General features: G+C 63.8%; 27 protein-coding genes. 13 read left to right on the forward strand and 14 right to left on the reverse strand.

All coding sequences use genetic code 11. The features are described from left to right. Window positions 1–4 precede the first annotated feature (4 nt). From E4P24_RS15670 to E4P24_RS15680, 3 genes are all read left to right on the forward strand, one after another. Window positions 5–1,000, forward strand: coding sequence for a halo transducer protein (locus E4P24_RS15670; protein WP_188148743.1), 996 nt, complete (start codon window positions 5–7; stop codon window positions 998–1,000). 107 nt (window positions 1,001–1,107) lie between these two features. Further along, on the forward strand, window positions 1,108–1,710 hold the full coding sequence (gene sod / locus E4P24_RS15675) for a superoxide dismutase (protein WP_188148744.1): 603 nt from the start codon (window positions 1,108–1,110) through the stop codon (window positions 1,708–1,710). A 224-nt stretch (window positions 1,711–1,934) separates the two neighbouring features. Then, a complete protein-coding gene (locus tag E4P24_RS15680) occupies window positions 1,935–2,117 on the forward strand; it encodes a hypothetical protein (protein ID WP_006600938.1) in 183 nt (60 codons plus the stop codon). 57 nt (window positions 2,118–2,174) lie between these two features. On the opposite strand, the gene E4P24_RS15685 is transcribed toward E4P24_RS15680, so the two are convergent. Then, the gene (locus E4P24_RS15685) at window positions 2,175–3,062 is read right to left on the reverse strand and encodes a DMT family transporter (protein ID WP_163488658.1); all 888 of its coding nucleotides are present in this window, start codon (window positions 3,060–3,062) and stop codon (window positions 2,175–2,177) included. A gap of 171 nt (window positions 3,063–3,233) precedes the next feature. On the opposite strand from E4P24_RS15685, the gene E4P24_RS15690 reads away from it, so the two are divergent. Continuing rightward, complete coding sequence (locus E4P24_RS15690) at window positions 3,234–3,818, forward strand: NAD(P)/FAD-dependent oxidoreductase (protein ID WP_004040826.1); 585 nt, start codon at window positions 3,234–3,236, stop codon at window positions 3,816–3,818. A 138-nt stretch (window positions 3,819–3,956) separates the two neighbouring features. Here E4P24_RS15690 and E4P24_RS15695 read toward each other — a convergent pair whose 3' ends face one another. The 3 genes from E4P24_RS15695 to E4P24_RS15705 all read right to left on the reverse strand — a co-directional run bounded on the left by E4P24_RS15695 (window position 3,957) and on the right by E4P24_RS15705 (window position 6,454). Then, window positions 3,957–4,661, reverse strand: coding sequence for an alpha/beta hydrolase (locus E4P24_RS15695; RefSeq protein ID WP_188148745.1), 705 nt, complete (start codon window positions 4,659–4,661; stop codon window positions 3,957–3,959). Continuing rightward, entirely contained in the window at window positions 4,661–5,623 is a 963-nt protein-coding gene (locus tag E4P24_RS15700) for a ring-cleaving dioxygenase (RefSeq protein ID WP_115803879.1), read from the reverse strand. The genes E4P24_RS15695 and E4P24_RS15700 overlap by 1 nt, the downstream gene beginning before the upstream one ends. Before the next feature lie 78 nt (window positions 5,624–5,701). Further along, window positions 5,702–6,454 (reverse strand): pirin family protein, encoded by a 753-nt coding sequence (locus E4P24_RS15705; protein ID WP_188148746.1) that lies wholly within the window; start codon window positions 6,452–6,454, stop codon window positions 5,702–5,704. 210 nt (window positions 6,455–6,664) lie between these two features. Between E4P24_RS15705 and E4P24_RS15710 the strand changes: the two genes are divergently transcribed. Further along, window positions 6,665–6,886 carry a hypothetical protein gene (locus tag E4P24_RS15710; protein ID WP_004040822.1) on the forward strand — a complete coding sequence of 74 codons (222 nt, stop codon included), beginning with the start codon at window positions 6,665–6,667 and terminating at the stop codon, window positions 6,884–6,886. 154 nt (window positions 6,887–7,040) lie between these two features. Here E4P24_RS15710 and E4P24_RS15715 read toward each other — a convergent pair whose 3' ends face one another. Next, window positions 7,041–9,524 (reverse strand): RND family transporter, encoded by a 2,484-nt coding sequence (locus E4P24_RS15715; protein WP_188148747.1) that lies wholly within the window; start codon window positions 9,522–9,524, stop codon window positions 7,041–7,043. Next, window positions 9,524–10,912, reverse strand: coding sequence for a COG1361 S-layer family protein (locus E4P24_RS15720; protein ID WP_188148897.1), 1,389 nt, complete (start codon window positions 10,910–10,912; stop codon window positions 9,524–9,526). Before E4P24_RS15720 ends, E4P24_RS15715 begins: the two co-directional genes overlap by 1 nt. Before the next feature lie 481 nt (window positions 10,913–11,393). Between E4P24_RS15720 and E4P24_RS15725 the strand changes: the two genes are divergently transcribed. Beyond that, on the forward strand, window positions 11,394–12,026 hold the full coding sequence (locus E4P24_RS15725; protein ID WP_115803876.1) for a TetR/AcrR family transcriptional regulator: 633 nt from the start codon (window positions 11,394–11,396) through the stop codon (window positions 12,024–12,026). Window positions 12,027–12,113: 87 nt separating this feature from the next. Here E4P24_RS15725 and E4P24_RS15730 read toward each other — a convergent pair whose 3' ends face one another. Then, complete coding sequence (locus tag E4P24_RS15730; protein ID WP_188148898.1) at window positions 12,114–12,836, reverse strand: hypothetical protein; 723 nt, start codon at window positions 12,834–12,836, stop codon at window positions 12,114–12,116. 410 nt (window positions 12,837–13,246) lie between these two features. Here E4P24_RS15730 and E4P24_RS15735 point away from each other — a divergent pair, with 410 nt between their 5' ends. Further along, a complete protein-coding gene (locus tag E4P24_RS15735) occupies window positions 13,247–13,897 on the forward strand; it encodes a ribonuclease HI family protein (RefSeq protein WP_188148748.1) in 651 nt (216 codons plus the stop codon). A 124-nt stretch (window positions 13,898–14,021) separates the two neighbouring features. Here the strand turns inward: E4P24_RS15735 and E4P24_RS15740 are convergent, their stop codons facing one another. Beyond that, complete coding sequence (locus E4P24_RS15740; RefSeq protein ID WP_188148749.1) at window positions 14,022–14,840, reverse strand: hypothetical protein; 819 nt, start codon at window positions 14,838–14,840, stop codon at window positions 14,022–14,024. A gap of 417 nt (window positions 14,841–15,257) precedes the next feature. Between E4P24_RS15740 and phnD the strand changes: the two genes are divergently transcribed. The 4 genes from phnD to phnE (E4P24_RS15760) are packed head-to-tail and all read left to right on the forward strand — an operon-like array spanning window position 15,258 to window position 18,716. After that, window positions 15,258–16,280, forward strand: a complete 1,023-nt coding sequence (phnD, locus tag E4P24_RS15745) for a phosphate/phosphite/phosphonate ABC transporter substrate-binding protein (RefSeq protein WP_004064519.1) — start codon at window positions 15,258–15,260, stop codon at window positions 16,278–16,280. Next, window positions 16,281–17,120: a phosphonate ABC transporter ATP-binding protein gene (gene phnC, locus E4P24_RS15750; RefSeq protein WP_115861948.1), complete on the forward strand. Its 840-nt coding sequence runs from the start codon at window positions 16,281–16,283 to the stop codon at window positions 17,118–17,120. It begins immediately after the preceding gene. Between the two features lies 1 nt (window position 17,121). Continuing rightward, window positions 17,122–17,922 carry a phosphonate ABC transporter, permease protein PhnE gene (phnE, locus tag E4P24_RS15755; RefSeq protein WP_004040815.1) on the forward strand — a complete coding sequence of 267 codons (801 nt, stop codon included), beginning with the start codon at window positions 17,122–17,124 and terminating at the stop codon, window positions 17,920–17,922. Then, window positions 17,922–18,716, forward strand: a complete 795-nt coding sequence (gene phnE, locus E4P24_RS15760; RefSeq protein WP_188148750.1) for a phosphonate ABC transporter, permease protein PhnE — start codon at window positions 17,922–17,924, stop codon at window positions 18,714–18,716. Before phnE (E4P24_RS15755) ends, phnE (E4P24_RS15760) begins: the two co-directional genes overlap by 1 nt. Before the next feature lie 1,013 nt (window positions 18,717–19,729). On the opposite strand, the gene E4P24_RS15765 is transcribed toward phnE (E4P24_RS15760), so the two are convergent. Together E4P24_RS15765 and E4P24_RS15770 are read right to left on the reverse strand one after the other, a co-directional pair. Continuing rightward, a complete protein-coding gene (locus E4P24_RS15765; protein ID WP_004064528.1) occupies window positions 19,730–20,422 on the reverse strand; it encodes a hypothetical protein in 693 nt (230 codons plus the stop codon). 109 nt (window positions 20,423–20,531) lie between these two features. After that, entirely contained in the window at window positions 20,532–21,452 is a 921-nt protein-coding gene (locus E4P24_RS15770) for a halocin C8-like domain-containing protein (RefSeq protein ID WP_006600928.1), read from the reverse strand. A gap of 219 nt (window positions 21,453–21,671) precedes the next feature. Between E4P24_RS15770 and E4P24_RS15775 the strand changes: the two genes are divergently transcribed. Next, the gene (locus tag E4P24_RS15775; protein WP_188148751.1) at window positions 21,672–22,466 is read left to right on the forward strand and encodes a winged helix-turn-helix domain-containing protein; all 795 of its coding nucleotides are present in this window, start codon (window positions 21,672–21,674) and stop codon (window positions 22,464–22,466) included. Between the two features lie 8 nt (window positions 22,467–22,474). Here the strand turns inward: E4P24_RS15775 and E4P24_RS15780 are convergent, their stop codons facing one another. The 4 genes from E4P24_RS15780 to E4P24_RS15795 all read right to left on the reverse strand — a co-directional run bounded on the left by E4P24_RS15780 (window position 22,475) and on the right by E4P24_RS15795 (window position 24,703). Continuing rightward, window positions 22,475–22,675, reverse strand: coding sequence for a helix-turn-helix transcriptional regulator (locus tag E4P24_RS15780; protein ID WP_004043228.1), 201 nt, complete (start codon window positions 22,673–22,675; stop codon window positions 22,475–22,477). 5 nt (window positions 22,676–22,680) lie between these two features. Beyond that, window positions 22,681–23,076 (reverse strand): hypothetical protein, encoded by a 396-nt coding sequence (locus E4P24_RS15785; RefSeq protein WP_223174062.1) that lies wholly within the window; start codon window positions 23,074–23,076, stop codon window positions 22,681–22,683. Between the two features lies 1 nt (window position 23,077). After that, window positions 23,078–23,308, reverse strand: a complete 231-nt coding sequence (locus E4P24_RS15790; RefSeq protein WP_049896198.1) for a hypothetical protein — start codon at window positions 23,306–23,308, stop codon at window positions 23,078–23,080. Window positions 23,309–23,755: 447 nt separating this feature from the next. Beyond that, window positions 23,756–24,703, reverse strand: coding sequence for a hypothetical protein (locus tag E4P24_RS15795; RefSeq protein WP_188148753.1), 948 nt, complete (start codon window positions 24,701–24,703; stop codon window positions 23,756–23,758). A 223-nt stretch (window positions 24,704–24,926) separates the two neighbouring features. On the opposite strand from E4P24_RS15795, the gene E4P24_RS15800 reads away from it, so the two are divergent. Beyond that, window positions 24,927–25,283 carry a helix-turn-helix domain-containing protein gene (locus E4P24_RS15800; RefSeq protein WP_004064541.1) on the forward strand — a complete coding sequence of 119 codons (357 nt, stop codon included), beginning with the start codon at window positions 24,927–24,929 and terminating at the stop codon, window positions 25,281–25,283. Window position 25,284: the final 1 nt, after the last annotated feature.

Raw genomic sequence — 25,284 nt, forward strand, 5'->3', positions numbered from 1 at the left:
GACGATGGCTCAGCAGGACGGAACCACAGGCTTCGAACGTATCATCGGTCTGTCTAAATCTGACGCGGCCGACCGCGTCGTGGACGCGGACGACTCCCGGGACCCCGACACCGTTCGGGCGGTCCTCAGTCACGTGACCGAAGACGGCGCGGTGACGGCCGACGGCGTCGATTCGGCGGTCACGGACACGTCGATGATTCTGTCGACCGCGGAGACGCGCGTCGAACTCGCGTCTATCGACCTCGACGACGCCCGCGAGGCCGCCGGCGACGACGCGGCCGTCGGTGCCGTCCGGTCCCGTCTCGGCGTGTTCGAAGCGAAGGTTACGAACGCGACCGAACGGGTCGAATCGCTCGGCGAGGAGTTACAGGGACTCACCGACTGGCGCGACGACCCTCGGTCCGTCTACGACATCGTGCTCGGACTCCGCGAGGTCGCGTCCGAAGCGCAGGCGCTCACCGCGCACGCGGACGACATACAACTCGACGTCGAGGAGTTCGAGCGATGGCTCTCGAACCACGACGTTCGCGTGCGCGGACTCGACGGCGATTTGGCGGCCCTCGAACAGTCGCTCGACGGACTCGCCGGCCGGGTTGAGGCCGTCGCCAACGCGGAGAGTTCCGAAGACAGCGCCGACGCCGCCGAGGGCGCTGACGACGACCGCGCGACCGAGTGGTGCAACGCCGCGCTCCGCGCCCGCGTCTCCGCCCTGTTGGTCGAGGACGTACGGGCCGAACTCGACGACTTGCGGGAGTTGGCTCCCGAGTCGGACGCGGCGACTGACGGTCTCGACGAGGCCGCCGCCGACCTCGACGAACACGGCGCCCGCGTACAGCGCCTCCGCGAGCGCCTCGGCGGACTCGCCCGACCGTCGTGGACCGACGAGTACGGGGCGCGAATCGAGTCGTTCGAAGAGACGCTGGCCGCGTTCGAACCGCCGGTGTCGTGGGGGGAAGTACAGGCCGAACTCGACGACGCCAGAGTTGGTTCCGAGGCGTGAGCGAGCGCCCGAGAGTGTTTGCACCCATACATATCAAACCCACTACGTAAATCGCGTTCAGCGAAAGTACATGTGTGTTCGGTCCCTCGGTCTAACTGCGAACACCAATGTCAGACTACGAACTTGACCCCCTCCCGTACGAGTACGACGCGCTTGAGCCCCACATCTCCGAGCAGGTGCTGACGTGGCATCACGACACCCACCACCAGGGCTACGTCAACGGCTGGAACGCGGCCGAAGAAACCCTCGCCGAGAACCGCGAAGCAGGCGAGTTCGGCTCGTCCGCCGGCGCGCTCCGCAACGTCACCCACAACGGCTCGGGACACATTCTGCACGACCTGTTCTGGCAGAACATGTCGCCGGAAGGCGGCGACGAACCCGAAGGTGCGCTCGCAGACCGCATCGCGGAGGACTTCGGCTCCTACGAGGCGTGGAAGGGTGAATTCGAAGCGGCGGCCGGCGCGGCCGGCGGCTGGGCGCTTCTCGTCTACGACTCGTTCTCGAACCAGCTTCGGAACGTCGTCGTCGACAAGCACGACCAGGGCGCGCTGTGGGGCTCCCACCCGATTCTCGCGCTGGACGTCTGGGAGCACTCGTACTACCACGACTACGGCCCGGCCCGCGGCGACTTCGTCTCCGCGTTCTTCGAGGTCGTCGACTGGGACGAGCCGTCGGCCCGCTACGAGCAGGCCGTCGAACTCTTCGAGTAACGCAGCGTAGCGCAGCCGAACCACGCGCTTCCCGCGCGACCACAGGTTACCGTGAGAGGGTACCCGACCGAGGGCATCCGGCGAGACGAGTTCGCCCCGCCAAATCGGCACCCTCCCGCCGAACGCACGGCACATTTTTCGGTGAGTGACGCGACAGAGGCCGTCGATTGTCTCCGTTTGTTTCAATCAAAATTCATAACTACGCGGGAGAGGATGTGCGGGTAATGAGCAACCCACCGTGGACCGCCGAATTCGCCGCCCTGAAGTCCGACTGCGCCGTCGAACTCGCCGCGCTGCTGGAGAAGTACCCGCAACCGGTCGTCTACGAGGTGATGAGCGAGATGCTTCGCCGCGAGATGCGCGACCAGTTCGCCGTCTCGTTCGCCGAGTCGCAACTGGAAGAGTAGCCGGCGAACGCCGTCACATCGGCCGGCTCCGGGCTCGGCCGACGCGACGACGCCCCGTCAGTCCGTGTTCACGAGAAGGACTCCGACAGCGAGAACAGCGCCCCCGCCGAGGAGTTCGAGGCCGACCGGTTCGCGCAGGAAGACGGCCCCGAGCAGGATACCGACGACCGGCTGAGCGAAGAAGAAGACGCCGACGGCGCTCGCGTCCGCGTACTCCATTCCTTTGTACCAGCAGTACCACGCGGCTGCGGTGCTCAAGAGGCCGAGGTAGAGCACCGCGCCCACGACCGGAAGCGAGGGCGAAATCGAGTCGAACGCCGCCGGGTCGAGATAGAACTCCACCGGGACCAACGCGCCGAACAGCGGCACCGACAGCACCGTCGCGTACGTCGCGGTTTCGAGCGCCGAGTACCGCCGGATGAGCGGCTTTGCGAACACGGAAAACGCGGCGAAACAGAGCGACGAAAACAGGAGTAACGCGACGCCCGAGACGCTCCCGCCGGCGAGCGCGGCCGCGTCGTACTGCCCCGAGAGGACGACGAGCGTCCCGACCGTTGCGAGCGCCGTCCCGAGCGATTTCCGGCGCGTGAGATGCTCGTCGAGCGCTGTTACCCCCAGTACGAGCATGAACACCGGAGTCAACACGGTCAGCAACGAGCCCTGACTCGCGTTCGTCAAATCGGTTCCCACGAACTGGGTCGAAAGCGCCGCGGTCAGCCAGACGGCGAGCGCCGCGAACCGTCGCCACTCGCTTCGGTCGAACGACCGTGCGGGAGTGGTCGCCCGCACGGCGATGTAGAGGACGCCCGCACCGAGTGCGATTCTGAGGAACGCGAGCGTCAGCGGCGGTATCGACCGGAACCCCCACTTGCTGACGACGTACATCCCGCCCCAGATGCTCGCCGCGAGAAGCGGGGCGGCGGCGAGGAGTCGGTCGCGGTCCATAGCCGAGGCACACGAACCGGGACATTAAGAGTGAGGGGAATCCGGAACCGACTGCGTCGGGGGTGTCTCAGGGCGCGCCGAGCGTCGTGCCACACGGTCGCTGGTAATCGAGAGGAATACAAAATATCCGCTTTACCGGGTTTCTTTATCGAGTACGCTAGTGCATGGAACATGGCAGACGTAATCGTCATCGGCGGCGGTCCCGCTGGTCTGACAACCGCCCTCTTCGCCGCGAAGAACGGACTCTCCACGACGGTCTTCGACACCGACCAGACGTGGATGCACAAGGCGCACCTGTTCAACTATCCCGGAATCGGCTCCATCGACGGCTCGAACTACATGGAGACGCTCCGCACGCAGGTCGACCACTTCGACGCGGAGCGCCACCAAGGCGAGGAAGTCACCGACGTGAGCGAGAGCGACGACGGGTTCGTCGTCGCGACCGACGACGACGAGTACGAGGCCGACTACGTCGTGCTCGCCACGGGTGCGAACCGTGACCTCGCGGAGTCCCTCGGCTGCGCGTTCGACGACGACCTCGTCGACGTGGACGTGACGATGGAGACGAGCGTCGAGGACGCCTACGCCACGGGCGCGATGGTCCGCGCCGAGGAGTGGCAGGCCGTCATCTCCGCCGGCGACGGCGCGGCCGCCGCCCTCAACATCCTCTCGAAGGAGAAGGGCGAACACTACCACGACTTCGACGTGCCCGCCGACGCCGAGTCCGTCTTCGGCTCCCTCATCGACGAGGTCTAATCGGTGGCCCCGGTCGGCCCGGTCGGTCCGGCCGACCACGTTTTCTCGCTCCCCCCGCCCCGTTTTTCTTCGACGGCACGACCACCGCGTAGCCGCGCGGCTATCGCCCCGTAACTCTGAAAACGACCGCATCGCGCGTCAGTCGAGTCGCTCGATGAACGAGTCGATGACCCGGATTTCGTCGTCGTTGATGGCGTGGCCCAGTCCCTCGTACAGCCGACTCGCCGCGTCGGCGCCGAGTTCCGCGAAGATTCGGGCCGACGCCTCGACGCGGTCGGCCTCGACGCGGGGGTCGTCGCGGCCGCTTCCGAAGAAAACCGGCGTGCCCTCGAAGTCGGCGTCGCTGCCGTGACCGTCGTGGTCGCCATTGCCGTCGTCGCCGGCGGGCCGGCTCCCGAGGTCGGGACCGAGGAGACTCCCCGAGAGCACGACGAGGCCGCCGTACCGGCGGGGGTTCCGAAGCGCGAACTCGGCGGCGAGGCACGCGCCCTGCGAGAACCCGAAAAAGACGACGCGCTCGGGGGGAACCCCGGCGTCGGTGGCGATATCGAGCGCGGCCGACACCCGGCCGAGCGCGGAGGTGAGCCACGGCTCGTTTCGCTCGATGGGACTGGCGGCCGGGGCGGGATACCACGAACTCCCGGCGGCCTGCGGCGCGAGGTACATCACGCCCCGGTGGAGGAACTCGTCGACGAGCGTGAGGACGTGCCGCGCTTTCGACCCGCGGCCGTGGAGCATGATAACGGCCGCGTCGGCGACCTGCGGCGGCGCGCCGGCCGTCGCAATCTCCTGTCCCTCGTGGGGGTCGGTTGCGGACCGGGGCGTGGTCGGACGGGGAGCCATCAGTTCGACCCGCCGTCGCTACTGGGTCCAACGCCAGCCGGCAGGTCCAGCGGGCGCAGTTGGTTCTGTATCATCTCTCGGTCCTCCTCCAGCCACGGCGGGAGGTACAGCGACTCCCCGAGCGTCTCTGGGTCGACATCGAACGTCAGACCGGGACCGTCGGTCGCGAGTTCGAACAGGATACCGCCCGGTTCGCGGACGTACAGCGACTGGAACACGTGTCTGTCTTTCACCCGCGACACGTCGTAGCCGCGCTCGCGGAACAGGTCGTGCCACTCGTACAACTGGGCCTCGTCCTCGACGCGGACCGCGACGTGGTGGATGCTCCCCGCGCCCTCGCGGCCGAACTCCCCGTCCCGGTCGAGGAGGTCCACGACGGTCGCCCGGTCGCCCGGCGCTCGGTAGCGGACGCGGTCGCCCTCCTGCGCGACGAGGTCGAACCCGAGCGTGTCGAGCACGCTTGCGGTCACGAAAGGGTTCGTCGAGTGGAGCGTGACGCCGTGGATGCCGCGAATCGCGCGCTCGGCGGGGACCGGACCGTCATCCCAGGGTTCGACCGACGACTCGCCGGTGACGAGTTCGAGGTCGGTGCCGTCGGGGTCCGAAATCCGAAGAACGGTCTCGTCGAACCGCTCGAACGGGCCGTCGACTTCGACGCCGCGGTCGGTGAGGCGGTCGGCCCAGTAGTCGACGGCGTCGGGGGGTATCACGAGCGACGCGGTCCGAATCTGCGGCGTGCCGGGGCGACCCGGCTCCTCGGCGGGGTACGGGAAGAACGTCAGGGCCGTCCCGGGCGAGCCGGTCTCGTCGCCGTAAAACAGGTGACGCGTGAACTTCTCGTTGAAGTTCACCGTCTGCTTGACGAGGCGCAGACCGAGCGTCGTCGCGTAGAAGTCGACGTTCGCCTGCGCGTCGCGGACGATTCCCGTGACGTGGTGGATTCCGGCGGTGTCTGTGAGCATCGAGTTGGGCGGGGTGTTGGAGAGTGCGTTGGGTGGCGGCGCTTCGCGGCGGGGACGGGTCGGCGCGTCGGGCCGCGGTCAGCGACCGATGGTTCCCTGTCGGGTGACGGGCGCGTCGGGGTCGACCAGGAAGGCGACGACGGTGGCGTCCTCGTCGGCGGTGAGCGTCAGGCCGGCGTCGTCGACGAGCAGGCCGCTTTCGGTCTTCCCGAAGCGCGTGCCGGCGGCCTCGACCGCGCCGTCGAACACGTAGAAGTACGCGTCGCGGCCCTCGATTTCGGGGAGGTCGGCGCTCGACCCGGCGTCGAGTCGGAGGTCGAACAGGTCCACTTGGTTGCGGACGAAAAGCGGCGCGTCGGAGCCCTCGGGGCCGAACAGGTGTCGCCACTCGCCCTCGACGGGGGCGTCGATGGGTTCGTGTTGGATGTTCGGCTCCAGCCCGAGGCTGTGGGGTCGGACGAACATCTGGAGCATCCGGAGCGGCGGGTCGTCCGCGCGGGTGAACTCCTCGTGCCAGAACGTCTCGCCCGCGTTCATCACCATCAGGTGGTCGGCGTCGGTGACGAGGTCGTTGCCGTCTTGGTCGCCGTGGCGCATCACGCCGGCGGGCACCCACGAGATGATTTCCTCGTCGCGGTGGGGATGCATCGCGATGTGGGTGTCGGGGTCCATGAACGACTCGACGATGGTCGCGAGCGGGCCGTAGCCGTGGTCCGCGTGGTCCGGGAGGGCGCGACCGGGGAAGTTGAAGTAGGTCCGGAACTTCCCCTGATTCTGGGAGACGTCGGTTCGCTCCGCCTTGTAGAACTTCGTCTCGGAGCCGACTTTCATTACGTGCGCACCTACGCGTCGAATCTATATACCTTCTCGGCGACGTGACCGAAAGCAGGTGACATCGGTGTCACTGGACTCGGAAATCGAGAACGTTGACGACTGGCCGGCCGCGAGTCGGCGGGACTCGCGAGACGGCGAGGGTCCGGCTCCGCGTCGACCGCGCAGGTGACAACAGTTTTGTTCGTGACAACCGATAGGGTAGTCGACATGGAGGCAAGTCGGCTGACGCCACGGCGAAGTTGGCTGTTCGTCGCGCTGAGTGGCATCGTCGCGGCGGGGGTAGCCTACGTGTTCGGCCCGTCCGACTCGGGTGTCCTCGCATCGGTCGCGGTCGGGTGCGTGGTCAGTCTGATGTTCGCGGTCGGCTACGCGGTCTCGAACGAGCGGGTGAAACAGACGCTCATCGATTTGCTCTCGCTTCTTCCCTGAGTCCGTCCCCGCCGAGCGCCCCCGCGTGACTCACGGCGTCACAACCCTTGTCGCAGTACGAAGGTGGCGTGTCCGAACACGGCGAGCAGGAAGGGCACCGAACCCACACCCACTCGGCCGATTCCGTCGCCGTCCGGAATCAGCGAACCACTCCCTATCGTGTCGCCGGGCGGAGTCGCGCCAACGGGTCGAGGTCCCATTGCCGTATGCGTTCCCAGAGCAACACTGCGGGCGGGAGTGCGATTACCGCCGCCAAGAACGAATACGTGACGCTCAGGCCGATGAGGACGCCGAAGTTTCCGAGAATCGGCGTGATTGCGAGCGCGAGCGCACCGGTACCCAACGCGGTCGTCAGCATACTGCCGAACAACGCGCCTCCCGTTCCGGTCAGCGTAATCATCATCGCTTCGTGCGCGCCCGTCGTCGCGTCGAACTCGTCGATGAAGCGGTGGGTCGTGTGCACCGAATAGGCGATGCCGACCCCGACCGAGATGGAGAGAATCGTCGCGGTCAGCGCGTTCAGCGTGATATCCAGATACCGCATCGTCCCGAGCAAGAACGCGATTGCAATCAGTATCGGGAAGACGTTGACCACGCCGAGCAGCGGTTTCCGCTCCAGGACACCGTATATCGCCACGAGGAACACGGCGGTCAGGACGACCGCGAGGACGAGTCCCTGAATCGCAGACTGGAAGATACGGTCCATCACCGCTGCGCGGACGACGACATCTCCCGTAGACGTTGCTTTAAACTGGAACTCATCTGCCATTTCTTCCCCACCAGTTGTCACTTCCGTCTGTGACGCATCGGAGTCAGTCTGATATTCGACCAGTGCGGACCGGTAATCTTCAGTGAGATACTGTTCGGCCCGCCCACTCGCTGAGGAAGCGAACAGTTCGTCGTAAATTCGTTCGAGGTTCCGGTCGGGAATCCCGTTATCGTTCTGGTCGTTCCGGGCGACTAAGGCAGCGAACTCTTCGTCTCGCTCCGCGTGGGATTGAATGACCGTCACGATGCTCTGTGCCTCTGCCTGCCCACCGGGTCCAACTGCAAACGACTCCGGGGGATTGTCGTTCGGAGCTGCGAGGGCTTCGAGCGCGTGGTCTTCCTTGAAGTTCCCTCGGGCGTATATTTTCACCGTGCTCCCCTGACTGCTCCCAAATTTATCATCGAGCAAGTTGATGGTTGACGTAATCGTGTACTCGCCCGGGCTGAACGGCTCAGGTAGCCCTGTGACGTAGGCCGGAAGCTCCTCGGGCGGCAGGAAGTCCTCGTTTTCGAACGAGGTGCCGACGCCAGCCCCGTACGCGCCTATCAAACTACTCGATAGCAGCAACACCAAGACGATCACTGCCGGGGCGTGTTGGCTCACCCGCGCAGGGAACGCTAACACTCGTCCGAGGGCCGACTCTTCTGACGCGATCGGAGCGGTGTTGAACTCCGGGACTCCGAGCCGCGTGCGCACATTGTCGCACACCAACTTGGTCGCGGGTAAAAACAGCCCGAAGATGAGGAACGTGAAGATAATCCCGACCGCCGAGGCGATACCCAGATTCCGAATCGGCGTCAGGTCGGAGATGACGTTTGCGCCGAATCCGAACACCGCCGTCACGGTGACGATGACGAACGCGATGAGGAGCTGGGCGTTCGCTTCTCGCATCGCTTCGACCGCTTCGAACCCGCGTTCGGTCTCTTCTCGGTAGCGGTTGATAATGTGGATGCCGAAGTCGACACCGACCGCAAGCAGTAACACCGGGACCGAAATCATCTGCTGGCTAAACGGAATCCCCGAATAGCCGAGGAATCCGAACGTCCAGATAATCGTCATCACGAGTGCGACAAGTCCCAACAGCACGTCGATGGGGTCGCGATACGCGACCACCAAGAAGAAGAGTAACAACAGGATTACGACGGGCATCACGATCAGAAGCGAGTCCTGTACGGACTGCGAAATCTCCGTTTCGGTCGTCCCCGACCCGAACGCACGAACGTCGCCCGGCGTGTCGTCAGCAATCGCTTGGAGGTCCGTCTGGACAGCGGTCAGGTCGTCGTCACCGAAGCTCCCCGGGAAGTCATGCGAAATCGTCGTAATCGAGGCAGACGCGGAGACGCTGGTCGGATTGAAATCGTTCGAGACCACTCCGGACAGTCGGGACGAGTCGTCGAGTTCGCGAACGGCCTGTCTGATTTCTGACGGAGTCGCCCGTTCGAGCGTTCGCCGGTAGTCTGCCGGTGTCGTCGCCGACGGATTGAGATGCTGCGCAATGATCGGAGCCGGGCCACGAGCCGATTCCATCCGGTACTCATCGTGTTCGGCAACGCGTTCGAGCAGGCGAGCGTCGCGGACGAGCGCCTCCCGAGTCAAAACGTTGCTCTTCGTCCGAATGAGTTGCGTCGTCGTCTGAGCATCCGTCTGGAACGGCTGCTCGAAGTTCTGTTCGACCTCATCGAGGGTTTTCTGTTCGGGTAAGTCATCCGTGAACGCGTCGAGTCCGCCAGCGCTCATCTGCACAGACCCCAACCCGCCGATGAACACACCCGTGAGCAGCAAAAAGGCGACGACGACTACGCGTGGGCGGTCCACGATTGTCGTGTTGAGGCGTTCGGTCGCCGTTTCAATCCTCTCAGCCAGTGACATTACTTCCGCCTCCAGTAGACGACTGCGACACCGCCTGCGACAACCACCCCCAACCCTAAGATGAGCGTCATCGGCGACACGCCGCTGTTCTGGGGCTGAACGGCATCCAGCGGTTTCCTGAACGTGTCCGTGAGGTGCGTGCTGCCGTCACTATCCGTGTAGCGGAAGTCGAACGAGATGGGGTACGTGCTTCCCGCCGTCGCCGCCGACGACGCCGTCACTTCGAACGCCAGCGTCGCGGACTCACCGGGCTCTAAGGACTCGATGTAGCTCGTGTCCGAACCAGCGGCGCTGAGGGGGTCGTCAGCGAATAGACGCGCTTCGATATCGGTGACCGTCTCGTTGAGGTTGTTCGTCACTTCGACGGTGACGACCCTCGATTTACCGACGGTAATCGTCCGGTCGGAAACCGCGAGTCCGAACTCGTCTCGGTCCGGGCCGATAGTCGTCAGGAGGTCGAGTTTGTCGTAGGTCCGCTGGTCTCCGTCGCCGTCACGATACCGAACCTCGACATTGAGTAATTTGTCGCCGACCTCCGCCTCACTCGTAACCTCCATCGGGAGGCGGAAGGACTTGGATTCGCCCGGTGCGAGCGACCCGACGGCGGTGGAGTCCTCACCCGGAATGACTGTTTCCGAACCGTCAACCGGTCGAATGGTCACGCTTCGAACCGTGTGAGGGCCGGTGTTCTCGACTGTGCCGACGACTTCTCCATCTTCGCCCACTCGGAGCGACGAGGAGACGTCCGAGAAGGCGAACGACTGCTCGGGGAGCGACTCGACAGTGGTCGTAATCGGATTAGACGTACGGCTGATACCGTCACTGTCGTCGTAATTGACCACGAGGTCCAGCGCATATGCGCGCGCGGCGGAGCCGGATTGGAGCGCTGCACGGTACGTAATCGTCCGGTTTTCGCCCGGCTCCCAGTCGCCAACGGACGCCGTCGAGGACGTGTCGCCGGACTCGAACGTCAAGGAGCTACTCTTCGACTCTGCGTTCACACTCGCGGCTTTCGCAACTTCCGAGCCGGTGTTCCTGAGCGTGAACGAGATATCGTTGTCATCACCGACTTGGGTCGTCGCGTTTGTTTCGATGATTTCGAACCGAGCGTCGTCGTTGATTCGAATCGTTATCGTGCCGGTCTCCGTTCGCGTGGAATCGGTTCCCTCAGTGGTTCCGCTGGAGCTATACCGAAGCTGGCGAGTGTGCGAATACTCGTAGGTGACCGGGAGTTGATAGGTTCCCGGTTCAGCGTCTTCCGGGATAGTGACCGAGACTGTCTTTTCGGTGCTTCCAGTCGGGAAGTTCCCGAGAGAGACCTGCCCGGTTTGGACGTCGATTGGAGCGTTTTCGTCGTCGATTTCGAACGTTAATCCCCTCGCAGTCATCACTTCCTCTTCGTACTGCGATGGACCGTGTTCGATAATCAGACCGCGGTTGACGACCGAGATTGCGAGCTCGTCAGTCGTGCCCGCAGAGAGCGTTCCGGACGAAGTTGCAAACGTGATATCTGGGTTCCCAACGACACTTCCAGACTGCGATGTCTGAGCGGTCGCAACGGCGGGAATCGCGCCGGCAACCAGTCCCATGACGAGGACGGTCGTAAGCGCGACGGTCAACAACCGTGAGCTCCGAAGTATATTCTGTGTCATCCTTACTGAGTACTTAGTCAAATCCCGAGCGGACGGATTAATGTGTCGGTCTCGGCCAGTAGCACCCTCAATGCGGACGGGGAAGACGACTCCGAAACACAGGTACGACCGGCCTATGGATAGATAACTCCCGACAGAGTTGGCAGGTGATTCAATCACAGAGCCGAGTCGTCCAGAGAGAGTAACCGCTAATTGGGTGCAGGGGGAATCGGACAGTATGGACAAACGGGGCCCTCTTTTTGCCGATGAGCCTGAAGATACCAAGACCGAGATTTTGAAAGCGACGTTTGATGCGCTTGCCGAACACGGCTATGCCAACCTGACGATCGACCGGATCAGCCAGCACTTTTCCAAGTCAGAAGGGCTGGTCTTCTACCATTACGATGGAAAAGACGACGTTCTCTTGGACCTTCTCGACTACCTTCTTAACCGAGTCGTACAGGTTGGGATGCCCGTCGCTGACGACGGAGACCCAGAAACCCGACTTCGAACCCTCCTCGACCAGGTCATCCCCGGACCCGACGAGCAAGCGATTCGGGATTACGAAACGGTACTGACGGAACTGCGGATGCAGGCGGCACAAGACGAAGCGTTCCGAGCGTGTTTCAATCAGTCCCAAGACGTTTTCCGCGAAACGATACGGGAGATACTACGAGACGGCATCGAATCAGGGGATTTCAGAGACGTGGACCCAGAACTAGTCACGGACTTTCTGGTGACGCTGGTTAGCGGACTCACCTTCGAACGGGTGACGACAGGGGCCTCCCGTTCCATTCGGTCGGAGCTGGATAGCTATATCGAGTACAGGCTCTTGGCCGACGCCGAAGACGCTGACGGTGGAGACGCCTGAGAACCGTCGTCGCTTAGCTCCCCACATTCGGTTCGTTCCCGGTCGAGACCGGACTCCTCGGTCAAGACAGAACTCTCGACTGATAGCTCATCTCTCGGTTAGCGTACTGCGTTTCTCGGCGACGGCCGACCCGATTGCGGACCGCAACGCCTTCCAATCGACGCGGCCCCGGTCGAGTCGGCCGTACTCCTCTCGAACAACGGTCTCGAACACGCGTGCGTGAACTTCGTCGGTCGTGGGCGACTTCCGAGCCGCTTCGGCGGCTTCGATGGCTCGGCGGACCCGCGTGTCGGTTACGAGGTCGGCGGCGATTGCGTTCGGCTCTCCTCGTATCGGCTCGTAGTCGTCCACCTCGTCGAGGACGGGCCCCTGGACGAGTGCGCGTCCACCGCGCCTATTCTCGACGATAACCCCCGCGGCGGGTCCGTCGTACCACGCTGACTCGGGGATATCGAGCCGGTCGGGGTGAAAGTCACGGACGTTCAGTTCCTTCTGGAAGGTGTTTACCGGCGTCAGACCCAGCCGTTCGAACACTCGCTCGGACTCGTCGATGGGGACGAGTCGTTCGTCGGTCTCGTTCCGGATGGCCCGACCGAGAAGCGGCGGCATTCGCTCCCAGTCGTAGTCAATACCGACGTGACACGGTGCGACGCCGAAGAAGACGTACGACCTCGGCTCATCGACTGCGTCGCGAAACGCGTCGCGGTTGAATCGCTCTCGAACGTGTCGAACGGCGCACTCGTGCGGCGGCGGCGCGTCGTCGAAGACGCAATCCCGGTCCCCGAACAGCAGGCGGCCCGACGACTTCATCTGAAATCGTAGTCGGGGGCCGGCGACGTGCTCGCGGAGCCATAGGTGACCACTCGACAGCAACCCCTCGGGGGCGTCTGCGAGGAGAGGCGTCGACGGATACGGTTTCATGACTGATTCGTTCCACGACGAGACGGATAGTTTTGGGTGTGGCTCCGAGCGCCTCACCCGCCGCGCGCCGACATCCGAACCCCGTCTGTCGCATCGTCGTCGGCCGCACAGGCTTCGATACCCGCGAACGTCCGCCGGTGGCGGTCACAGACGACATCGAGCGAGTGGGCGAACCACCTGAAGGGATATACCGCTCGACGACCGAGAACGGATATGCAACTGTTCGACGGGCCGACGAACGCAACCGAGACCGGAGGTGTGAGGGCGCGGACCGGCGACCAGACGGAGGCCCCGGAACCGTGACCGAGGAGCCGCTTCCCGCCGAGCATCTCTCGCCGCTCGCCGCGCTCGTCGACGAGGTGCTCGCGGGCGTCGGTTACGAGATGGCCGCAGCCACCGATGCCATCGACGACGTAGTATCCGGCTACGGCGGCCTGTTCGCCCCCGAGACGACACGGGGAGAGCTGCGACGCGCGCTCGGTGAACTGTCGGCAGCAGAACTCGCCAAACCGCCCGTCGCTGAGCCGACCGACGATTCGTTCGTCCTGTACGTTGACGGCAGTTCACGCGGTAACCCCGGCCCCGCGGGCGCGGGCGCGGTCATCATGGACTCGGAGGAGGCGCAACTCGCCCGACTCGGTCGCCCCGTCGGCTCTCGGGCCGGGAACAACACCGCCGAGTACGTCGCCCTCCAACTCGGCCTGTCCGAACTGCTGTCCCGCTACGAGCCACACAGCGTGGACGTTCGAATCGACTCGATGACCGTCATCCGCGATGTCTGGGGCGGTAACGACCCCACCGAGGCCGGCGTCGAGACGTACAGCGAGTCCATCGCTGCGGCGCTCTCGGAGGTTCCGAACCACCGGTACACGCACCTGGCCGATAGCGACCCGAACCCCGCCGACGCGCTGGCGACGGTCGGTGCCGATATCGCGGCGTTGGGGCCTTGACGGGGGCGACGACACCGCGAACTCCGCGGAGAGCAGACCGATTGTGCCGATTCGGTCGGGTGCTGTCCGCGTCCTCCGATATCCCTTTTCGCCCCTCTCGACGGTTCGTTTCGAGCCGACCTGTTCACCACCCGGGCGCGAACGGCGACGGCGACGGGTCGAACTCGGCGAGGCGGTCGCCGCAGTCCGTACACGAGACCGCGATAACAGCGGTCGTGTGACAGCACGACTCGACCGTCTCGTCGGAGACTCGGGTCGGCCCGCGGCAGGTCGGGCACTGTTCGACCAGTCCGCGTATTCGAGCGGCGAGATCGACCCGCTCCGCGCGACCGAGCGCGTCCCAGGCGGGTCCGGCGAGCGTCCGTTCGGTTGCGAGGTCGGCGACGAGTGCCGTCCGCGAGGGCCACTGCCCGACCCACGACCCGTCGGCCCTCATGACGACGCCGTCGGCGTCCGACTCAGCCACTGTGATCCGCGGGCGGTCGCCCGCAGTCACGGTCGCGGCCGCCCTGTCGAGTGCTTCGGGGTCGCCCGCGAGGGTTTCCGCGGCCTCGTGCCACGCGGCCCGGAACGAGGGAGTGAGCGCGGGGTCGTCTCCGGGGTCTGCCGAGAGGACGCCGAACCCGACGAGTTTCTCGACGGGGTCAGCGTCCGGCGGCACCGCCGTCGAGACGGGGGTCGATAACGTCCCGAACGCGGCGAGGACCGACGCTGGGAGGTAGCGGCGGGTCAGTGCGGGCGTTCCGGGCACGAGATAGCCGCGGAGCCAGATGGTCGTGACGCCGGCGACACCGACGGGTACCGCGGCAACGGGGCTGTGAACCCAGAGTGGACCGACCGCGAGTCCGAGCAGTACGAGGTTGACCGCGGTACACGGGAGACATCGGTTCGACTCGGTGTACGCGGGCTCACGAAGGCGATCGACGAGCGTGCGCACGGGCATACACTCCGCCTGGGAAAGCGTGCATAAACCAGTATCGGGACGCTGATATATAGGGAACGAAACGCTACATAATCTATGAGACCGAACATAACTGTTGTTGCTGCTCCTTACACTACTGAGCCACACGGACTCGAATGAGTGGTACACGTCCGACCGTACCGACCGGACTATCACAAAATATATTTACCCAAACATATCAAAATTACATAACTTATATCAGTAGTCAATCCTGCTGTCCACTCGATGACAGACGATAACGGCAGGCGACGGCGGACGTTTCTGAAGACATCGGCGGCCGCGCTCGCCGCTGGCTTTGCGGGTTGTTCCGCGTCCGGCGGCGGAAATAGCGACTCCGGTGGTTCCGGTGGCTCCGGCGGTTCCAGCGGTTCGGAGTCCAGCGGTTCCGGCGGCGACCCGATGCTCGCGGACGCGAGCAGTTTCGACCCGGCGAACCCGGCCTGGGAGGAAAACAACTACTTGTCGACGGCGCTGGTCGACGAGGACTACCAGCGCGGGTCGACGGTCGACCTCGAGAACATGCGTAACCGCGAGGTCGAGGAGATTCCTCACGGCCAACCCGTCCAGGAGACGCCCGACAACGAAGACGAGTGGCTCGACCCCGACACCCTCGTGTTCACCGAGAGCCCGAGCGAGGACGTTCAAGGCCGGTTCGAAGACGACTTCCAGGCCGTCTTCGACCGCATCGAAGAGGAGACCGGCAAACCCGTCGAGTTCAGCAAGGTCAACAGCTACGCGGCGTCCGTCGAAGCGATGCGCTCCGAACGGGCTCACATCGCGAACTTCTCGACCGGGACGACGGCCTTCGCCGTCAACCTGGCGGGGGCGGTCCCGTTCGCGGCCGGACTCACGCCCGACGAACTGTTCGGATACCGGCTGTTCGCGACCACGCGCGCCGACGCCGACGACATTCAGAGCGTCGAGGACTTCGCCCGCGACGACGTGAGGGTCGGCCACTCCGAGCCCGCGTCGAACTCCGGACACCAGGCACCGTCGGCGCTGTTCGACCAATACTTCGACGTGACCGCCGAGGAGGACTACGAGGTCAACTTCTCGGGCGGGCACGGCAACACGACCCGCGGCATCGCCGCCGGCGACTACGACGCCGGCCCCATCTGTTCGACCTGTATGGTGGACACCGTCGAGGCCCAGAGCGACCTCAGCTTCGACGACTTCAAAGTCGTGTGGGCGTCCGCGCCGTTCCCGAACGGCCCGGTCGCGTACCGATACAACCTCAAACCCGAGATACAGGAGGGAATTCGGCGGGCGTACCTCGAATCGGACTTCGCGGGGACGGCTTTCGAAAGCCGAACCGGCTACGACCAGTTCGTCCCCATCGACTACCGGACGGTGTTCAAAGACATCATGATTATCCAGGGATACAACGGTGTCGAGTACACCGAGAGCGCGCTCGGGTCGTAGATGCTCCGGGTAACCGACCTCCGGAAGACCTACCCGACGGGCGACGAGGCGCTGAAAGGCGTCACGCTGTCCGTCGAGGGAAGCGAGACCGTCGCCATGATCGGCCCCAGCGGGGCCGGCAAGAGCACGTTCATCCGGTGTATCAACCGGCTGACCGAGCCCAGCGACGGCGAGGTCCACCTCGACGACACGGAACTGACCGAACTGGGCGACGATGCGCTTCGGTCGGCCCGCCGGGACATCGGGATGATATTCCAGGAGTACAACCTCGTCGAGCGGCTGACCGTGATGGAGAACGTCCTCACGGGCCGGCTGGGATACGTGTCGGCCTGGAAGGCGTTCCGTCGGTCGTTCCCGGCGGAAGACATCGAACGAGCCTACGAGATTCTCGAACGAGTCGGCCTCGACGGCATGGAGAACAAACGCGTCGACGAACTGTCCGGCGGCCAGCGCCAGCGCGTCGGCATCGCGCGGGCCGTGATTCAACAGCCCAAGATTCTGCTGGTCGACGAGCCGACGTCGAGTCTCGACCCGGAGACGTCCGAGACGGTGATGCGGCTGTTGACGGATATCGCCGCCGAGCGCGAAGTGCCGGTGCTCATCAACATCCACGAGGTCGACCTCGCGATGGAGCACGCTGACCGCATCGTCGGCCTCCACAACGGCGAACTCGTCTTCGAGGGACCCCCGGAAGCGCTCGACGACCGCGGGTTAGATCAGGTGTACCGCGGTGCGGAGGTCCCCGACAACGCCGGTGGGAACGCGGACGCACCCGCCGAAACGGGCGAAAAAGAGGCTGTCCTCGCTAATGTTGACCGGTCGCTGCGGGGGGAGACCTAACGTGGCGGCCGGCGAACGAACCTGGGAACGCCCGACCGTCTTTCGGCGTCGAGAGCTGAAGTGGGCGGTCTACGCCGGCGTTCTCGGCTTCTTCGTGTGGTCGGGGTTCGGAGTCGGTGCCGACCCAGGACGGATCGCACGGGGACTCGGAAGCGCCGTCTCCCTCGTCGGTGATTTCTTCCCCCCGTCGGCAAGCCCACGACAGGCCGACCGAATCGTCGGGAAGATGCTCGAAAGCGTCGCGATGGCAATGGTCTCGACGCTCACCGGCATCGTCCTCAGTGTCCCGATTGCGTTCATGGCCGCGGAGAACCTCTCGCCAAAGCCGTTGTACGCGATTAATCGGGGATTCATCTCGATTTCCAGGGCGTTCAACGCCATCATCATCGCCATCATCGCGGTCAAGGCCATCGGGTTCGGGCCGCTGGCGGGCATCCTCACGATTACGTTCAAGACGGTCGGCTTCTTCTCGAAACTACTCGCCGAGGACCTCGAAGACATCGACATGGGGTCCGTCGACGCGGTGCGGGCCGCCGGGGCGTCGCCGGTTCAGACGCTACTGTACGGAGTCGTCCCGCAGATTATCCCGCGGTTCGCCGGGCTGTCGGTGTATCGGTGGGACATCAACATCCGCACGTCGACTATCATCGGCATCGTCGGCGCAGGTGGAATCGGGTCGGTCCTCCTGACCGCGTTCAACCGTTACGACTACCAGTACGTCACGGCTATTCTGCTGGCCATCATCGCGGTCGTGCTGGTGGCTGAAGGCGTGAGCGCGGTCGTCCGACGGAGGTACAACTGATGGCGACCGACGAGCGCCGATGGGAACGGTTCGACCGGCGGCGGCGAATCAGCCGCTTCGTCCTCACGTTGGTTGCCGCCGTCGCCGTGGTCGGGTCGTGGCAGTTCATGGACATCGGCATCGTCAGACCGGAGACGATTCCTCGGGAGGTCGGCGACCTCCTCACCCGGATGTACCCGCCGGACGTGGCGTACACCACTCGCATCGTCGAACCGCTGGTCGAGACGATTCAAATCGCCGCGCTTGGGACCATCGGCGCGCTGGTACTCTCAGTCTCGGTGGCGTTGCTCGCCGCCGAGAACACGACTCCGAACGCCGTGACCTTCTGGCTCGGAAAACTCATCGTGACCGTGAGCCGGTCGGTCAACACCATCATCTGGGCGCTGTTCTTCGTCGTCATGTTCGGGTCGGGGCCGCTGGCGGGCGCGGTCGCCATCGCGTTCCGCTCGGTCGGGTTCCTCGGGAAACTGCTGGGCGAGGAAATCGAGGAAATCGACTTCGGCCAAGTGGAAGCGGTCCGTGCGGCCGGCGCGTCTTCGGTGCAGGTGTTGCTCTACGGCATCCTTCCGCAGGTGAAGCCCGCGTTGGTCGGGCTCTCGATTTATCGGTGGGATATCAACATCCGCGACTCGACCGTACTCGGGTTCGTCGGCGCGGGCGGAATCGGCGTCCAACTGTTCCGAGCGGTCAACGCGTTCGCGTGGCAATCGGTCGCGACAGTGCTGCTCGTCATCCTCGGCGTGGTCGTCGCGACCGAGAGCCTCTCGGCGTACACGAGGGCGCTCGTCCGGTGACGGGCGAGACTCCCCCGCCCTCTTCGCTGTGGACGGCGTAATGGAGAGCCACGCCGCCGACGCCGCCAGACGAGGCAGTACTGAAACGGAGTCTCCACACCCCACCCCGTTCGCGTTCGTCTATCGTTGCCTGCCGGATACACCGTCCGGGACCCGTTTACTCGTTTTGTGCCCCTCAGTCGTGGGTTTGTACGGAGCCTGACCTGTTGTTACCCTTCTGACGTGGCGAACTCCGTACTCCGCTCTACCCACGACAAGAGCCAGTCCGACGACGGTAACCCGTCCAGTCAGATACCACCCGAAGGGTGTTGGACCAACGTGGGCCGGAGTAATAGGCGAGGTAACATACACAGGCCAGGTTTCATACGCCGAGACAGTGGTGCGACGCACCCCGACATTTGATATAGCGGTATATAATTTATCACTCAAACTCGCAGACCTGCCGGTATTTTACTAATCCTCGTTGTCTATGTGCGACAACGAGGTAATCGAAAGTGGTAGTTCGAAGTCATATTTATGCTAACTCCGAAAACCTTGGTTCTTAGAACGAGCCACTAACGGGCGACGCTTGTTTCCGTGCGACGAGGTGCTCGACCGGTCGGGGGGTTCGAGCTGTGACTTACCCTTGTAGGCTGTCGGTTTTCGCTACCTGACAGTCTGTGAGCGACTTTTCTGGAATCGGATAGTCGATTTCAGCGACTGGCACGTCAAGTCGGTACTGTTCCCGATGAGGCCCAGTTGGCTGTCGATGTAGCCGTTGTTGTCGACGCGGACAATCCGGCGGGGGAACGTGTGCGTGGTCAATCTCGTCGAGAACGATAATCACGGTCCCGAGAGCTTGTTGAGTGCATCCCAGAGAAGACGATAGACCTTGGATTGGGGACGACCGGTTTCGGCGGATGTGGTGTTTGGGTCACACGTTCGGTCCACGGGAGGAAATAAACGGTCGAGTTTGGGGAACGGCTGTCGCGTCGCGTCCTGGCCGACGAGGTGACTCGCGCTGTCCGCGAGAGTTAGCGACGTAGTTCCACCAGTGGCTCGTCACACTGCGGGCAAGTGAGTCGCTCGACGGTCACGGACGCACAACACGTCTCGTGAGTCACCTGCTCGTATTCGGTCGGTTCGTCACACCGGAGACAGCGGTCAACCGTTGCGCGGACGCTTCGGAGGAGGGCGGCGATTTCGTCCGGCGGACGTTCGTTCCACCCAGTATATCGCTCCGAGAGGACCGCTTTCGCCCGAAGGTCCGCGTCAAGCGCAAGCGAGGACGGCCACGCTGCGATAGGGTCGCCGTCGTCCGAAAGCGTGTAGCGACCCTGCTGGCTGGTGAACGAGCCGTCGGTCGGAGGGAGTTCGAGGATGTCGCGTGCGAGCGAAGCCGATGGCGACTGCGGCGGGTCAACCGCGGCCAGCGACGCTTTGAACTCCGGGTCGAGAGCGAAGTCTCCATCCGAGGACTCGCGTAAAAGCCCCTGCGAGAGAAGCCATGCGTCGGTGCTCTCCTCGCGTGACACCGTCAGCGGCTGCTTGCCGAACCACGCGAGGAGCCGTGACGGCAGGTAGCGCTTCGTCAGTTCCGGCGTGCCCGGAACGAGGTAGCCTCGAAAGTACACCGTCGCGAGCGCCCCGGTCAACGCCACAACGGCCGCGACACCGGACAGCGGAATCAAGACGACCGCGACGAGTGCCGAGAGAGCAACGTTCACCGCCGTACAGGCCCAACACCGATTCGGGCCAGTGTACTCGTCTCGACGCAGTCGGCCACCGAGGTCGTTCGTAACGCGGGATAGAGGCACGTATGTCACTGCCCCCTACTTAGCACCAGTTCGTCCGGTCAGCACAGACCTCTTCAGCGACGGCTTCGCCGCATCCGGAGAGGGCGTCGGCCACGTCGCAGATGATACCGACGAAGCCGACACAGGTCAGGCCGGCGATGGGGACCGCAATCCCGGTGAGCCCGCAGATGAACGCGCCGGTCGCCGCGCAGCCGACGCTACAAGTGAGGCCGACGGCGAACCCACAGGCGTAACAGCCGTCGACATCGACGTCGTCGTCGAGGAGGTCCCACGCGAGGTTCGTCAGATCACTCCCCGTGGTGAACCCGTCGTAAATCTCGTCGATGACGGCGTTCGTGTCGACGTTGTTGACGGCCCGCCGAGTCGCATCGGCATCGAGGTCGAGTTCGGTAGACGCCAAGCCATCGGAGCTGTTTGCGGCGGACACCGTCTGTTCACCGGCCCCGGCGTCGAATCGCTCGATACGGGTGGTGAATCCGTCTTTCGTCTTGTGCGTGTAATCGAGAACGCTCAGAATGAGCGAATCCGACGTGGCGTCTTCGGCGAGCACGACGGCGGCTTCGGCGTCGTCGTTCGGGTGCTTGACCGGGTACTCGACGACGTACCGGTGAATCTTCTCGCCGTCCGGCGCGTCGTCGGCGGCGACCTCGACTTCGCCGACGGTGACCGACTCGCCGCGAGACACCGTCCCGTCACGGGAGTTCGCCTTCGCTTCGAGACGGTCGAACTCGTCGCTCTTCGCCAACCGAGTCGCCACTTTCGCCTCAGCTTCGCCGTCGAGAATGCTGATGTTCTCGGCAGCGACGGCGTTCCCGGCGGCGACAGGGGACAACGCGAGCCCCGTCCCGACCGCGCCGGCGCGACGAACGAAACTGCGTCGGTTGAGTCCGCTCGTCTCCTGTTCGTTACTGTCGTGTTCGTTGTCGTTAGCTCGGGTCATCGTGTTACCCAATCGACACCATGGCGGGGACACACATTGCGTCATGGACCGTTAGAGAGCCGCACCGACTGCGGTCGCCGCGCAGGAGGTGACGTAACGACACAGCAACTGCACGAATCCGTCACGCTCTGCGGAGACGGTGCAGTTCGGAAGTGGTGACTGCAATCCGGATTTCAGTCAACAGAAATGTCAAGTAATGAAGGTCAAAAGTTGTCGGTGATGCCGTCTCCAACCACCGAAGAGATAATCGACCTCGTCACCCGCCGGTGGGACGTCTTAGAGTCGCTTTCGGATCGCGCATTATCCAAGCCGGAATTAGAGGCGACGCTCGGGGTCTCTCGTTCGACGGTGGACCGGGCAATCGGTGAACTCGAAGCGGCGTCGATGGTCGTCCGCGACCCGTCGAGCGGCTACCGGCTGACGGAGCTCGGTCGGCCGGTGTATCGGCTGTGCAAACGGACTCGACGGTGTCTCGATGCCGTGACCGAAGCGCACTCCCACGGGTCGGCAGTTCCATCGGGCGCGAACGGCGAGCTACCGATGTACGACGGGGCGAGGCTCGTGTCCTCGGAGCCGCACGTTCCGGACAAGCCACTGCAACATCTCCTCGACACGATGCGCGAGGCGGAGTCGCTACGCGGCTACACCCCGGTCGTGTTACAACAGTACGTCGAGGTGTGCCACGAGCACGCCACGCGCCGAGAGGCCGATGTCGAACTCGTCGTGCCCCCGCAAGTCCATCAGTGCCTGCGGACGACGTATCCCGACGAGTACCGACGCGCGCGTCGGGCCTCGTGCGTCCGCCTCCACGAAACGTCGGCCTCGCTGCCGTTCGGACTGCTCCTGTTCGGTGAGGGGGCGGACCGGACGTGCGCGCTCGTGTCGTACTCGAAGGCCGGTGCGACGGGCGTGCTGTTCAACGATACGGCCTCGGCGATTGGTTGGGCGACGCAGACGTACCGCGATCTCAAGGCCGATTCGACCCCGGTCGACCAGCCGAAAGCGACGCAGTAACCGTGCGCTCATCCGTCGAACTCCGGTGTAAACAGCTCTTCGACGGAACAATCGAAATAGCGCGCGAGCTTGAACGCGAGTTCGAGCGACGGGTCGTACCGCGAGTGTTCGATGGCGTAGATGGTCTGTCGGCTGACGCCGACCGCAGTCGCCAGTTCCTCTTGAGTGATGTGTTCTTCGGCCCGCTTCACTCGGATGTCGTTCTCCATCGGTGTCAGACGCGCTGTCGGAACTCGGTCGCGCCGAGGACGCAGAACATCGTCCCGAGACCTGCGACCGCGAGGAAGGTGACTGCGCTCGGGACCGGCCGGGTACTGAGGGCGTACGACGCGAACACGCCGACTAACGACGCGAGCATGACTCCGCCGGTCGTACTGAGCGCGCGGTCGATGTTGCGCACGTCGCGTTCGTCGACCACGCTGTCGGAGGACGACCCGCTTCGAACCGCGTATCCGACGTTCGCGAAGACGGCGATGACCGCAGGAACGACCACCAACTCACCGACTGAGGGAGAGGGTTCCGCACCGAGAAAGGGAGAGACAGCCGCCGACAGGAGCGCCGGAACGACGAACAGCAGGAAACTGTACGTCGGTGGGAGCCACCGCGACATCTCATCGCCCCCCACTTCCGAACTCGCTCGACAGGATTCCGGGGAGGTCGGTCAGCCAACTAACGACCGCACAGACGATCATCACGCCGACAGCGGCCATATAGCCCCACACCGTAACGGTGTCGAGCACGAAGTCGATTGCGACGAATCCCGAGAGGATGACAGCGCCGCTGACCGCCGCCGCGACGACGACGAGCAGCGCACCGTAAGCGCGCATCGGACTGTTTACCATACGAAAAACGTGTATTTCCAGCAACATAAATGTAAAGGCCACTTTCCATAATGTCAAGCGGACACGTCACCCACTCGATAACGATGGCGGCCACAGCGACGACTCTCGCGGAGTTCAAAATCCCGACAAACTATCCGATACGAATCTGGTGACTCGCTATACTGCGGTCGGGTTGGCTCTGGTTCGGCACGCTTGGTGTAGAACGACATATCCCAATCGTTCTGGTTGGAACGACTCCCGAGAACGAGTCGGACAACAGGCGACCACCGCGCTCGCTGAAACGGTCGGTCTGGCCCGCAATCTGCGAACTGCTCTTCCCCGCCGGAGCGCCGGTCGCCATGGCTTTTGGCAGTCGTTCGTCACTCGAACTTGGAGCCGCCTCGAATCAAACGACATATCGCACACTCGACGGCTCGAACAACCGCTCGTCGAGACGTTCGCGATCAGTTATTCGACAGCGTTCCTCGTCGCTCCCTCGTCGGAAGGCTGTGAATCCGCTGTCCCACCAGTCCAGTAGTCGGCTAGCGGACCGTCAACACCGGTGAGTTGAATCCACGCCTGCGAAGTAATCCCGAGAACGACGATCGAGATGATCGACGACTCCACCGAGAGTGCCGTCTGAGTGAGTAAGAAGGTCGGTGAACCGAACGTCGCATCCGGCATGACCTGTCCGAGAAGCAGACTGAACGCCATATTGATTCCGTAGGGAACGATGAGGGCTGCACCCAGTCGGAGGCGGTTCCCAGCGACGGTGCGCCAACTTTGGACGAACGCTGTCGTGACCGTCGCATCGCGAACGGCGATTTCTTGCTCGACAAACGCAAACGTCAACAGGACGAACCCGACTGGCAGCAGACCCACCAGTATCGCTGGAACAACGAGGAGAGGTGTGTACCACGCACCGACGAGCGTCGTCCGCAGTGATTCGGGAAGCACGGCGAAGACCCCGACCGTCCCGAGAGTGACGACGATCACGACGAGGAAGATCAGAACGAACATGGCCAGTACCCTGAGTAACGTGGCGATGAACAGTCGCAGCGTCGCCCAGCCAAGAGTTCGGAACACCAACTGTTCCGGGAGGTGATCGCGCCCGTCGTCGACGAGCGAACGAACCGCAACGATCTGTATCGGTACCGTCAGTACGCCGCCAGTGAGCCCGCCGAGGAGCGCGGCGCTCGCTGAGACCAGCGACGGGAGGGCCGCCCCGGGTGTCGGCGTCCCTGGTGGTGACGCCGCTCCGGCCATCCCGAGCGGGACGTACGTGGTCGCCAACACCCAGACAAACGCGCTTTGGAGAACAGCTGCAACGAAAAAGGTCGCCATGAGGAGGACGCCATTTCGCGTGAGAACGCGTCCGAGTCCCTCGGACACAGTCTGTCGAACGTGGAGGACCATACACCGCGCTTCTCCGTGCCGTGAGTTCAAACCCACGGGTGCTTTTCTGGGTCGGAAAATATCGCGTGCGGGGGAAGGAGGCCCATTCCGGGGGGCCTGACGAACGACAGGAGGACCGAGACGGAGACCGGCACGTGGGACGATGGCAGCGAGACGCTAAAGTGGGGCCGTCGACTTTCTGGCCTGGAAAAAGAGTAGAGGGTATTAATTGCTCCGCCCTGAAGTGTTCGACGTGAGTGAGGAGCCCTCCGCCGAGGAAATCTTCGCGCTCCTCGATGACGAGTACGCGCGTGCGATCCTCGCTCAGACGAGCATCGAACCGATGTCCGCCAAAACCTTGAGCGATCGATGTGATGCCTCCCTACCCACGATATACCGGCGCACGGAGCGGCTCATCGACTGTGACTTACTCGCAGAACAGACCGAAATCGGTGAAAGCGGCCACCATTACAGCGTCTTCGAGGCGCGACTCGACAGTCTTACCGTCGAAGTGGACGAGGGAGACATCTCAGTGAGTCTCGACACGGGCCGGGCCGAAGACCCGGCCGACCGCTTCACCGACCTCTGGGAGGGAATCTGAG

Source organism: Haloferax sp. AS1, from assembly GCF_014530665.1.
Classification (GTDB): domain Archaea; phylum Halobacteriota; class Halobacteria; order Halobacteriales; family Haloferacaceae; genus Haloferax; species Haloferax volcanii.

Bases quoted from the DNA above. Each gene is read 5' to 3' on its own strand.
- phnE (WP_188148750.1), top strand. From the start codon at position 17,922: ATGGCGACCGACGAGCGCCGATGGGAACGGTTCGACCGGCGGCGGCGA.
- E4P24_RS15725 (WP_115803876.1), top strand. From the start codon at position 11,394: ATGGACAAACGGGGCCCTCTTTTTGCCGATGAGCCTGAAGATACCAAG.
- E4P24_RS15695 (WP_188148745.1), bottom strand. From the start codon at position 4,661: ATGGCTCCCCGTCCGACCACGCCCCGGTCCGCAACCGACCCCCACGAG.
- E4P24_RS15780 (WP_004043228.1), bottom strand. From the start codon at position 22,675: ATGGAGAACGACATCCGAGTGAAGCGGGCCGAAGAACACATCACTCAA.
- E4P24_RS15720 (WP_188148897.1), bottom strand. From the start codon at position 10,912: ATGACTGCGAGGGGATTAACGTTCGAAATCGACGACGAAAACGCTCCA.
- E4P24_RS15670 (WP_188148743.1), top strand. From the start codon at position 5: ATGGCTCAGCAGGACGGAACCACAGGCTTCGAACGTATCATCGGTCTG.
- sod (WP_188148744.1), top strand. From the start codon at position 1,108: ATGTCAGACTACGAACTTGACCCCCTCCCGTACGAGTACGACGCGCTT.
- E4P24_RS15700 (WP_115803879.1), bottom strand. From the start codon at position 5,623: ATGCTCACAGACACCGCCGGAATCCACCACGTCACGGGAATCGTCCGC.
- E4P24_RS15740 (WP_188148749.1), bottom strand. From the start codon at position 14,840: ATGCCCGTGCGCACGCTCGTCGATCGCCTTCGTGAGCCCGCGTACACC.
- E4P24_RS15680 (WP_006600938.1), top strand. From the start codon at position 1,935: ATGAGCAACCCACCGTGGACCGCCGAATTCGCCGCCCTGAAGTCCGAC.
- E4P24_RS15715 (WP_188148747.1), bottom strand. From the start codon at position 9,524: ATGTCACTGGCTGAGAGGATTGAAACGGCGACCGAACGCCTCAACACG.
- E4P24_RS15770 (WP_006600928.1), bottom strand. From the start codon at position 21,452: ATGACCCGAGCTAACGACAACGAACACGACAGTAACGAACAGGAGACG.
- E4P24_RS15705 (WP_188148746.1), bottom strand. From the start codon at position 6,454: ATGAAAGTCGGCTCCGAGACGAAGTTCTACAAGGCGGAGCGAACCGAC.
- E4P24_RS15690 (WP_004040826.1), top strand. From the start codon at position 3,234: ATGGCAGACGTAATCGTCATCGGCGGCGGTCCCGCTGGTCTGACAACC.
- phnC (WP_115861948.1), top strand. From the start codon at position 16,281: ATGCTCCGGGTAACCGACCTCCGGAAGACCTACCCGACGGGCGACGAG.
- phnD (WP_004064519.1), top strand. From the start codon at position 15,258: ATGCTCGCGGACGCGAGCAGTTTCGACCCGGCGAACCCGGCCTGGGAG.
- E4P24_RS15775 (WP_188148751.1), top strand. From the start codon at position 21,672: ATGCCGTCTCCAACCACCGAAGAGATAATCGACCTCGTCACCCGCCGG.
- E4P24_RS15795 (WP_188148753.1), bottom strand. From the start codon at position 24,703: ATGGTCCTCCACGTTCGACAGACTGTGTCCGAGGGACTCGGACGCGTT.
- E4P24_RS15790 (WP_049896198.1), bottom strand. From the start codon at position 23,308: ATGGTAAACAGTCCGATGCGCGCTTACGGTGCGCTGCTCGTCGTCGTC.
- E4P24_RS15730 (WP_188148898.1), bottom strand. From the start codon at position 12,836: ATGAAGTCGTCGGGCCGCCTGCTGTTCGGGGACCGGGATTGCGTCTTC.
- E4P24_RS15710 (WP_004040822.1), top strand. From the start codon at position 6,665: ATGGAGGCAAGTCGGCTGACGCCACGGCGAAGTTGGCTGTTCGTCGCG.
- E4P24_RS15685 (WP_163488658.1), bottom strand. From the start codon at position 3,062: ATGGACCGCGACCGACTCCTCGCCGCCGCCCCGCTTCTCGCGGCGAGC.
- E4P24_RS15785 (WP_223174062.1), bottom strand. From the start codon at position 23,076: ATGTCGCGGTGGCTCCCACCGACGTACAGTTTCCTGCTGTTCGTCGTT.